This window comes from Desulfosarcina cetonica JCM 12296, from assembly GCF_001311845.1.
In the GTDB taxonomy this organism is placed as follows: Bacteria; Desulfobacterota; Desulfobacteria; order Desulfobacterales; family Desulfosarcinaceae; genus Desulfosarcina; species Desulfosarcina cetonica.
Genome location: NZ_BBCC01000235.1, coordinates 1 through 8,704, shown reverse-complemented (window position 1 = coordinate 8,704; position 8,704 = coordinate 1). Strand labels below are relative to the sequence as shown.

The 8,704-nt window shown below is 59.9% G+C and carries 8 protein-coding genes and 1 pseudogene; 3 read left to right on the top strand and 6 right to left on the bottom strand.

The window, feature by feature from the left end; translation table 11 throughout:
* On the bottom strand, positions 1 to 1,291 hold a 1,291-nt coding region (locus JCM12296_RS30140), incomplete at its 3' end, for a vWA domain-containing protein (protein WP_157068023.1).
* 242 nt (positions 1,292 to 1,533) lie between these two features.
* On the opposite strand from JCM12296_RS30140, the gene JCM12296_RS40490 reads away from it, so the two are divergent.
* The 3 genes from JCM12296_RS40490 (at position 1,534) to JCM12296_RS30125 (ending at position 6,106) form a co-directional block, all read left to right on the top strand.
* A complete protein-coding gene (locus tag JCM12296_RS40490; protein WP_054700772.1) occupies positions 1,534 to 3,423 on the top strand; it encodes a winged helix-turn-helix domain-containing protein in 1,890 nt (629 codons plus the stop codon).
* Positions 3,420 to 4,781, top strand: a complete 1,362-nt coding sequence (locus tag JCM12296_RS30130) for an AfsR/SARP family transcriptional regulator (protein WP_054700770.1) — start codon at positions 3,420 to 3,422, stop codon at positions 4,779 to 4,781. Before JCM12296_RS40490 ends, JCM12296_RS30130 begins: the two co-directional genes overlap by 4 nt.
* Before the next feature lie 377 nt (positions 4,782 to 5,158).
* Positions 5,159 to 6,106 (top strand): LysR family transcriptional regulator, encoded by a 948-nt coding sequence (locus JCM12296_RS30125; RefSeq protein ID WP_172684186.1) that lies wholly within the window; start codon positions 5,159 to 5,161, stop codon positions 6,104 to 6,106.
* Positions 6,107 to 6,116: 10 nt separating this feature from the next.
* Here JCM12296_RS30125 and JCM12296_RS51030 read toward each other — a convergent pair whose 3' ends face one another.
* The 5 genes and pseudogenes from JCM12296_RS51030 to JCM12296_RS30110 all read right to left on the bottom strand — a co-directional run.
* Positions 6,117 to 6,416, bottom strand: coding sequence for an amidohydrolase family protein (locus JCM12296_RS51030; protein ID WP_422699193.1), 300 nt, complete (start codon positions 6,414 to 6,416; stop codon positions 6,117 to 6,119).
* 103 nt (positions 6,417 to 6,519) lie between these two features.
* Positions 6,520 to 7,347 (bottom strand): annotated as a pseudogene (locus JCM12296_RS30120) (cytosine deaminase); the annotation flags it as partial.
* Between the two features lie 50 nt (positions 7,348 to 7,397).
* On the bottom strand, positions 7,398 to 7,688 hold the full coding sequence (locus JCM12296_RS42760; RefSeq protein ID WP_218188359.1) for a hypothetical protein: 291 nt from the start codon (positions 7,686 to 7,688) through the stop codon (positions 7,398 to 7,400).
* Positions 7,655 to 8,338, bottom strand: a complete 684-nt coding sequence (locus tag JCM12296_RS30115; RefSeq protein WP_218188358.1) for an ABC transporter permease — start codon at positions 8,336 to 8,338, stop codon at positions 7,655 to 7,657. The genes JCM12296_RS42760 and JCM12296_RS30115 overlap by 34 nt, the downstream gene beginning before the upstream one ends.
* Positions 8,331 to 8,704, bottom strand: a 374-nt coding sequence (locus JCM12296_RS30110; protein ID WP_172684185.1) for an ABC transporter permease subunit, incomplete at its 5' end; no start/stop codon positions are given. The genes JCM12296_RS30110 and JCM12296_RS30115, both read right to left, overlap by 8 nt.

Below are 8,704 nucleotides of genomic sequence, written 5' to 3'. Positions count from 1 at the left end.
ATTTGTTGTCGCTCTGACGGTAGACGGTGACGCTGGCATGGAACGGTTGGCCTGACTTCATCGTTGCGATCCGAAGGGTACCCGAGCCGCCGAATGTGACCGTCTTCTCCACGGTCTGAGCCGACACGATCGCGACATCCCGGATCTCCTGAGTCTGGTATGGCGTCACCGATCGGTCCGTGACCTTTACCGAATAAACGTCCGGGACCAACGTGTAGGCCGCCGGCTTGCCACCCGCCCAAGAGCCCTTCATACCCATGGATGCGTTGTCGCTTTGGCGATAGACGGCAACGCTGGCATCGAAGGGCTGCCCTTCCTTGACCGTGGTAATATTCAGCATGCCGGGCTCGACAAACGAGATCGTCTTCTCCACGGTCTGACCTGACACGATTTCAATATCCCCGATCTCCTGCGTCTGATGGGGCGTCGCCGACCGGTCCGTTGCCGTCAGTGCATAGATGCCCGGCATCAATTTGAATCGGGCCGGCTTGCCATTTGACCAGGTGCTCTTGCTGCCCATGCTTTTGCGGTCCTCTTGTCGATAAACCTGCGCATGGGCGGCAAACGGTTTGTCGGTTTTAAGCGTGGTGACCTTCAAATACCCTCCGGAAAACGTCGGTGCCTCCACCACCTCCCGGGCCGCCGCCAGAAACTCGCCCGCATTGCCGGCGGTATAGTACTGCCCGCCCCCGGCATTGGCCATGCATTCCAACTGCTCCCGTTCTTCCTCGGTCACATCGAACCCGATGACGTGCATGACGAATTTGATGCCGGCGTCCTTCAGTTCCCTGACCAGCCCGCAGGGGTCCGGATCGCAGGTCTCCTTGCCGTCGGACACCAGAATGATGGTGGTCTCGTCCTCAAGGTTTTTGATTCGCTCGGCGGTCAGGCGCACCGATCGGCTGATGGGCGTCTTGCCTTTTGGGTTCAGGGCCTGGATGGTAGCGACCATTGCTTTCTTATCCAGCCGGCCTAGGGGAATCAATTCCTCCACGTCATCACAATCGCCCTTGCGGCGGTGTCCATAGGCCACCAGGCCAACCGAGGCATCGTCCGGGAGTTCCCCAATCAGCCGGGTGAGGACCTCCTTGGCGATGGCAATTTTGGCGGTTCCCTCGACCTGGCCCCACATGGATCCCGAGGCATCGAGAATAAAAACAAGGTTGCCCGGGGAGGAGGAAGGGGGCAACGGGGTTGGGGTTTGTGCTGCATGGCAGGGAAAAACAGGGAGCATCAATGTCAACAGAAACGAAACGAGTTTCCACACGCCGGTTAATCCGCATTTTGTCATTTTTCATCTCCTTGTCTTGGCGAGTTCCCGTTATCGGACCAGATCCAGACGTCTCAAGCAGCCGCTTCGATGATCTCTTTCCGGATGAGATATTTCAATTCACTTAAGCGTATTAAAGTAACACAAGAAAGGTCACAGATCGGTCACGGATGATTTGTCGGCATTCCCAGAATATGCTATTGACCCGAAAAGCCTTGCTGTTCTGACTGAAAAATGTAGTTCGGTATAATGGTGCTGTATCCATGGATCGGAACGCCGTCGCCGCGGGTAAAATTACCGCTCCAAAACTTCCTGATATCCTTAATCGGACGCGGTTATTCCGGCACCTGGAAGCAATCGCTCCCCGCACGGTTGCCTGGCTGTCCGCCATGGCCGGATCCGGCAAGACCACCTATGCCGTGAACTATCTTTCCGAAACCCGGCAGGCCTATGTCTGGTATCAGCTGGATGCGGGTGATAACGATCCGGCGCTGTTTTTTCGGAATCTGAGCTGGGCCGCCGCCACGCATCTGGGCCATTTCCCCGAAAAGCTGCCCATGTTTACACCGGAAAACAATCCGGGCGGGGAAGCCTTTGCCAAAATCTATTTTGAGCGGCTTGCCGACGGACTGAAAAAGCCCGTCTGGCTGATTTTTGATGATTACCAGGAGCTCCCGCCGCAGTCGACGATGCACCGCTTCCTGGCCAAAGGGTTCTCCGCCGTCCATCCGCAGGTCCGAATCCTGGTCATCAGCCGCAACGATCCGCCACCGGAAATGGCCGGATTGAAGGCCAAACGGCAACTGTGTATCATCCATGCCGATGAACTGCGTTTCGATCGCGCGGAAACCAAGCAACTCTTGGCGATCCTTTCGGGTCGGCCGGTGGATGACCGGACCCTTGGCGCCGTCTACAACCAGACCCAGGGATGGGCTGTCGGCATTGTTTTGTTGGCCGGCAACCGGGGCGCAGAGGCCGTGGATGCCGCAAAATCATCGCCGGTCCTCCCTCTAGGGGTGTTTAACTATTTTGCCGTTGAATTGTTCCACCGTCAATCGGCCGATATCCAGCACGTACTGCTGAAAACCGCCCATCTACCCCAAATGACGGCCGCGGATGCCGCCGCACTGGCCGAAATCCCCCACATCCAACGGATTTTGGAGCAGCTGATGCGCAGGCATCTTTTCATCCAACGCACAGCGGCCCCGGAGCCGGTTTATTGCTACCATATGCTCTGGCGCCGGTTCTTGATTGACCAGAACCCGGCTCATTTCAGTCGGGAAGAAATTGTGCGGCTGCAAAAAAAGGCTGCCGGCATTCTGGCCGGCCAGGGGCAGTTGGAGGCTGCCGCGCAGCTGCTGTGGCGGACGGACGATACGCAGGCGCTGACGGCATTCGTTCTTCAGCATGCCCCTGACCTTGTCCGCGGTGGATGCCTGGGGACCCTGACCGAATGGCTGGGCCGCCTGCCGGCCGAGGCAACGCATGGCCACCCCTGGCTGTGCTACTGGTCGGGGGTCTGCCTACAGTTTGACCAACCGGCCGACGCCCAAACGAAACTGGTTCGGGCCCTTGATCTTTTCAGCAAGGCGGGCAACGTCGACGGCAGCCTGCTGGCCTGGTCCGGTTTGGTGGACAGTATTGTTTACCAATGGCATTTCTTTTCCCGGTTGGATCGTTGGCTGCGTTGGTATGACCGCAACGTCAACGACCGAGCGTATCGATTCTTAAATGTCGGGATCAACGCACGGGTGATGGTCAGCCGAGCCGTTGCCATGTTGATCCGGCGGCCACAGGACAAAACCACGCTGTCCGCCGTCGACCAGGCGGTTCAAACGGCCCGTCAAAGCGGAGAAATCGATTTGATCCTGCGGGCGACGGTTTGGGCCGTAACCTACCTGGCCTGGCTGGGTAAATTTGAAGATGCAACGGTGGCGTTAAACGAATTCAAGCAGGTGGCCGACGACCATGCCGACCGCCTGCCGTCACTGACCCTGCAATGGAAATGGCTGGAAATTGGCATCCGCATCGCCACCCTGGACCGGCTCGCGCATGCGCCCCAGGAAATCCAGGAAGCCATTGCGCGTGCGGCCGCAGCGGCCTTTATTTCACGGCCCAAACCCTTGTTTTCCTCAAGGCCTCTGTCGGCATGACCCGGGGGGACAAACGCCTGGCCCAGGCGGGCATCGATCAGCTGGCCTTTCAGTTGGACGAATCGCATTACCACGGCCACTCGGTCTATCATCATTTTTCCGGCTGGTTCCAACTGCTTTGGGGAGATCCCCGCAAGGCCCTGGCCCACGCCAGAAAGGCCACCGAGATTGCCGATGAAACGGGACACCGACTGGCCACCCTGGTATGCCGGATTCAATTGGCCTTCTGCCTTTTTGAAAACGACCGCAAAAAAGAGGCCTGGCGGGAAATTAACCGTGCCTGGAACGGGTCGCGCAAAACCGGCAGCGCCATTTTTCAATTTATGGTGTTGCTGGTCAAAGCCGATTTTGCCGCCCGGGCGCAGTCGCCGGTTTCCCTGCGCTATCTTCGCCAAGGCTTGGCCATCGGGCGGCGTCATCATTATGTCAACATGGTTTGGTGGGGCCTGCCCCGGCTGTGGCAATGGGTCGCCGTCACAGCCATGCAGCGGGGTATCGAAACCGATTATGTAAAGGAATTGATTCATCGCCATCGCATCGTCGCACCCGCATATGCCTGCATCGATGAATGCTGGCCCTGGCCCTTTCGTGTCCACACCCTGGGTGGTTTGAAGATCGAAAGGCACGGCCAGGCCTTGGTTTTCAGCGGCAAGTCCCCTCAAAAACCACTCGCCTTGTTCAAACATATCATTGCCCGCGCGCCGGCCGCGGACGGCGTGGAAACGGTTATCGATGATTTGTGGCCGGAGGCGGACCGGGACAGCGGGGCCAGCGCGCTGTCGACAACGCTAAACCGTCTGCGCCGGTTGTTGGGTGATCCGGCCGCCATCAGCCTGGCCAACGGCTATTTATCGCTCTCCCCCGGCCATTGGTGGATCGACGCGATCGCTTTTGAAAAAAAGGCTTCCGCCGCCAGACGATCCCATCGCGATCAGAACATGAAGATGGCGCTGACCCATTACCGTGACGCACTGGCGCTTTACCATGGGGAATTCATGGCGGGTGAGAAGCCGGCATCGCTATGGTTGGCGACGCGGCGGGAGCAGCTAAAAAAGCAACTGGTCGATTTGCTGATCAACTATGGCCGCTGTCTGGAAGCCTTGAACCGGAACCGGCAGGCGTTGTCGGTTTATCAACAGGGGATTGGCCTGGATCGGTTTGAGGAAATTTTCTATCAGCGCCTGATCGACAACTGCCGTCGTTTGGGGCGCTATGCCGAGGCGGTCCGCCATTACCACACCTGCTGCCGGCTTCTGGAAGAGGAGCTGGGGGTTCCGCCTTCGGAAGAGACCCAGCGCCTCTACCGGAAAGTTTGCGCGGCGGCTACAATCCGTGAAGCAGATGGTGCCCGGAAGTGATATTGACGCGACATTTGCAGCCATTCTTGGTTATATCGCAATCGGACCTCTGTTTTTCGTTAACCGGCGATTCCCTGGTCGTCTTGGCTTGCGATCGGATCGCTGAAGATAAGGTATCAGCTGCCAGGTGACCCACGCTGAGCTGGGTTGGCGGAGGGCCGCCCACACGTCGGTGAAATCATCTCGATGATGTCTGCGCTTGTCATTCATGACTGTTCTCCTTTCCTATCCGTGCTTGGGTGGCTTGATCGCCCGACCCGTTCTTTGGAAAGGGTCGGGCTGCTTTCGATCACGACGGGTTGATTTATGAAGCAATATAAGCTATCCCAATGGATAAGGAAAATGAATCTATTTGATGCTTAACATAAAGGATGCTTATGCGAATCGAGTTGCCCATCGACCTGCTTCAGACCTTTGCATCGGCAGCCGAAGCCGGCAGTTTCACCCGGGCAGGTGAAATTCAGCACATTACCCAGTCCGCCGTGAGCATGCAGATGAAACGGTTGGAGACCAATGTGGGGCGTCCGCTGTTTAAGAAAAACGGCCGCCAGGTTCGCTTGACACCTGACGGCGAGACGCTGCTTGAGCACGCGCATCGCATTCTTACCGCCCATAACGACGCCGTGGCGGCATTTTCAAACCCTGAGCTTTTCGGACGGGTGCGGTTCGGTTGCGCGGAGGATTATGCCGCGCGTTTTCTGCCCTCGGTATTGCCGGGATTCAGAAAGGCCTTTCCCCGGATTCGCGTGGATATCCACAGCGCACCGGGTATCGAGCTTTATGAAGCGTTAAAGAAAGAAGCGCTTGATCTTTGCCTTTTGGAGAGCATTGCCGATGACCGCCGGATGGTGCACCGGGAATCGAAAAATGCCCGGCAGCCGGCCCCCTGTTCGCACTGCATCGTCGAAGGGGGACAGATCGTTCACCGGGAGCCGCTGGTGTGGGTGACATCGCGCAGCGGTGCGGCCCATAAGGCCGACCCTTTGCCCCTGGCGGTCTATCACAAGGGGTGCGTCTACCGGGAATGGGCCGAGAAGAGCCTTCAGTCGGTGGGTCGGCGATACTGGCTTGCCTTTGTCAGCCCGAGCATCTCCAGCATTCTGGCAGCGGTGAAGTCCGGTCTGGCCGTGGCCCCCATCGGTCTGGGCAGCATGGAAGAGAGTCTGCGTCCCCTGCGCCCGGAGCATGGATTTCCCCTGCTGCCGGTCACCGAAGTCTCCCTTCACCGGGCTTCATCCGCCGATAACGAATTGGTGGATTGCTTCGCCAATTATGTGGCCGAAGCCTTCCGGTCGGTGCGTCCGTCCGATCCGGTGGCAGGATGACGGACAGCCTTTACCCCACGACGGGGTGAAGAAAATCCACGCTAAAATCCTTCCCTTCAATTGACAGGTGGCTGACCACCGGTGCCGTCTTGGCGATGACTTTTCCACCCCGAATCACGAAAAGCCGTGCCGGGCGCAAGCGAATGGCGTCGTGGACGTCTCCGGCCTGCAGCACGACCATGTCGGCCTGGCAGCCCACCTCGATGCCGTAGCCTGTAAGCCCCAGGGCCCGGGCGCCGTTGACCGTCACCGTATCGTAGATCTGCCGGATCTCTTCCGTGCCGGTCATCTGGGCCACGTGCAGGCCCATGTGGGCCACCTCCAGCATGTCGTGGGAGCCGAAGCTGTACCAGGTCCATGACGCAATCATGGCCGAAGGCGACGTTGATGCCGGCGGCCAGCATCTCCCGCACGCGGGTCAGGCCGCGGCGCTTGGGATAGGTGTCGTGGCGGCCCTGCAGGGTGATGTTGATCAGGGGGTTGGCCACGGCGTGCACGCGGGCCTCGGCCATCAGGGGGAGCAGTTTGGAGACGTAGTAATTGTCCATGGAATGCATGCTGGTGAGGTGCGATCCGGTAACGCGCCCATGCAATCCGAGACGCTGGGTGTGGTAGGTCAACGTCTCGATGTGGCGCGACCAGGGATCGTCGCTTTCATCGCAGTGCATGTCCACCATCAGGCCGCGCGTCGCGGCCAGTTCGCACAATTGGCGGATCGATTCGGCGCCCTGGTCCATGGTGCGCTCGAAATGGGGGATGCCGCCGATAACGTCCACACCCATGTCCAGGGCGCGTTTCAGATTCTCCATGGCGCCGTCGCTGCGCAGCACGCCATCCTGGGGAAAGGCCACCAGCTGAAGATCGATATAGCTCTTGAATTGCTCGCGCACCTCCAGGAGTGCTTCCACGGCCAAAAGCCGGCTGTCACAGACATCCACATGACTGCGAATGGCCAGGGTTCCCCGGGCGATGGCCCAGTGGCAGAGTTTTTCCGCGCGCTGGCGGATGGCCTCCACGGTGAGAAGCGGCTTGAGTTCTCCCCACAGGGCGATGCCTTCCAGGAGGGTGCCGCTTTGGTTGACCCGCGGCAGGCCGTAGCTCAAGGTGGCGTCCATGTGAAAATGGCTATCCACGAAAGGCGGACTCACCAGGCAGCCGGTGGCGTCGATGACCTCGGCCGTTTCGGCATGGATGGCGGGTTCCACGGCGGCAATGCGGCCGTCCGTGACGCCGATGGCCATGCCCCGGCGTCCGTCGGGCAGGTTGGCGTTTTTGACGATCAGATCGAACATCAGCGCTCCTCCTTTCGAAAAGGGATCAACAATGCCGCCGGTGCCTTGGCGTTGCGTGACACCAGGGCCATGCCCACGATGGTCAAAACAAAGGGCATCATCAGAAAGACCTCGTATGGCAGGTTGAGGGTGCTGGCCTGCAACCTGAGCTGCAGGGCGTCGATGAAGGCGAAGAGCAGGGCGCCGGCCGCGCTTTTCCAGGGATTCCACTGGCCGAAAACCACCAGGGCGATGCATACCCAGCCGCGCCCCGAGATCACGCCGAAGGTGTAGGCGTTGTACTGGGCCATGGAGAGAAAGGCGCCACCCAATCCCATGAGGCGCCGGAGAGCAGCAGGGCCTGGTAGCGGATCTTGATGACGCTCACCCCGGCGGTGAAGGCGGCGTGGGGATTCTCGCCCACCGTGCGCAGGTTCAATCCCCAGGGCGTTCGCCGCAGAACCCAGGCAGCCGCCGGCACCAGCAGGAACGCCAGGTAGACCAGGGAGAAGTGATCGAAGAGAATCGGTCCCAGGATCGGGATGGCCGACAGGCCCGGAATCGGCAGCGGCGTGAAGGCGGTGATCTTGGGAATCGAGGAGGGCTGGCCGAAGATCAACCGGTAGAAAAAGAAGGAGAGACCCGAGCAGAGCAAGGTCACGCCGATACCCGACACATGCTGGCTAAGCCCCAGGCTGACGGTGAGCAGCCCCATGAGCAGGCCGGCCAGCATGCCGGTGGCCATGGCCGCGGCCACGCCCAGCCAGAGGCTGCCGGAGAAGTAGGCCGTGGAGAAACCGGTCATGGCGGCCAGCATCATGATGCCTTCGATGCCCAGGTTGAGAATGCCGGCGCGCTCGGCGAAAAGTTCTCCCAGGGTGGCGAAAATCAGCGGCGTGGCGATGCGGATCAGGGCGGCGAAGAATCCTACCTGGCAGAGTTGAGCGATGAGGTCATGCATGGGGAAACCGCCTTATGCGCAAGCGATAACGGGTGAAGAGCAGGGCGACCAGCATGGCGATCAGGGCCGTGCCCTGGATGACGTCGGCCAGGAAGACCGGCACGCCGGTGGCCCTGGACATGGCCTCGGCGCCGGTGATGATCACGGCGAAGAAGAGCGCCGCCGGAATCACCCCCAAGGGATTGAGACGTGCCAGCATGGCGATGACGATGCCCGTGTAGCCGTAGCCCGGCGAGAGTCCGGCCATCACCTGAAAGTGCAACCCGCCCACCTCGCCGACCCCGGCCAGCCCGGCCAGGGCGCCGGAGACGGCCGCGCTGATCAGGATCACCCGATTGACACTGAATCCGGCGTAGTTGGCCGCCA

Coding starts and splice junctions, on each gene's coding strand:
- JCM12296_RS40490 (WP_054700772.1), top strand. CDS start 1,534: ATGGATCGGAACGCCGTCGCCGCGGGTAAAATTACCGCTCCAAAACTT.
- JCM12296_RS30130 (WP_054700770.1), top strand. CDS start 3,420: ATGACCCGGGGGGACAAACGCCTGGCCCAGGCGGGCATCGATCAGCTG.
- JCM12296_RS30125 (WP_172684186.1), top strand. CDS start 5,159: ATGCGAATCGAGTTGCCCATCGACCTGCTTCAGACCTTTGCATCGGCA.
- JCM12296_RS51030 (WP_422699193.1), bottom strand. CDS start 6,416: ATGGGCCTGCACGTGGCCCAGATGACCGGCACGGAAGAGATCCGGCAG.
- JCM12296_RS42760 (WP_218188359.1), bottom strand. CDS start 7,688: ATGGCCCAGTACAACGCCTACACCTTCGGCGTGATCTCGGGGCGCGGC.
- JCM12296_RS30115 (WP_218188358.1), bottom strand. CDS start 8,338: ATGCATGACCTCATCGCTCAACTCTGCCAGGTAGGATTCTTCGCCGCC.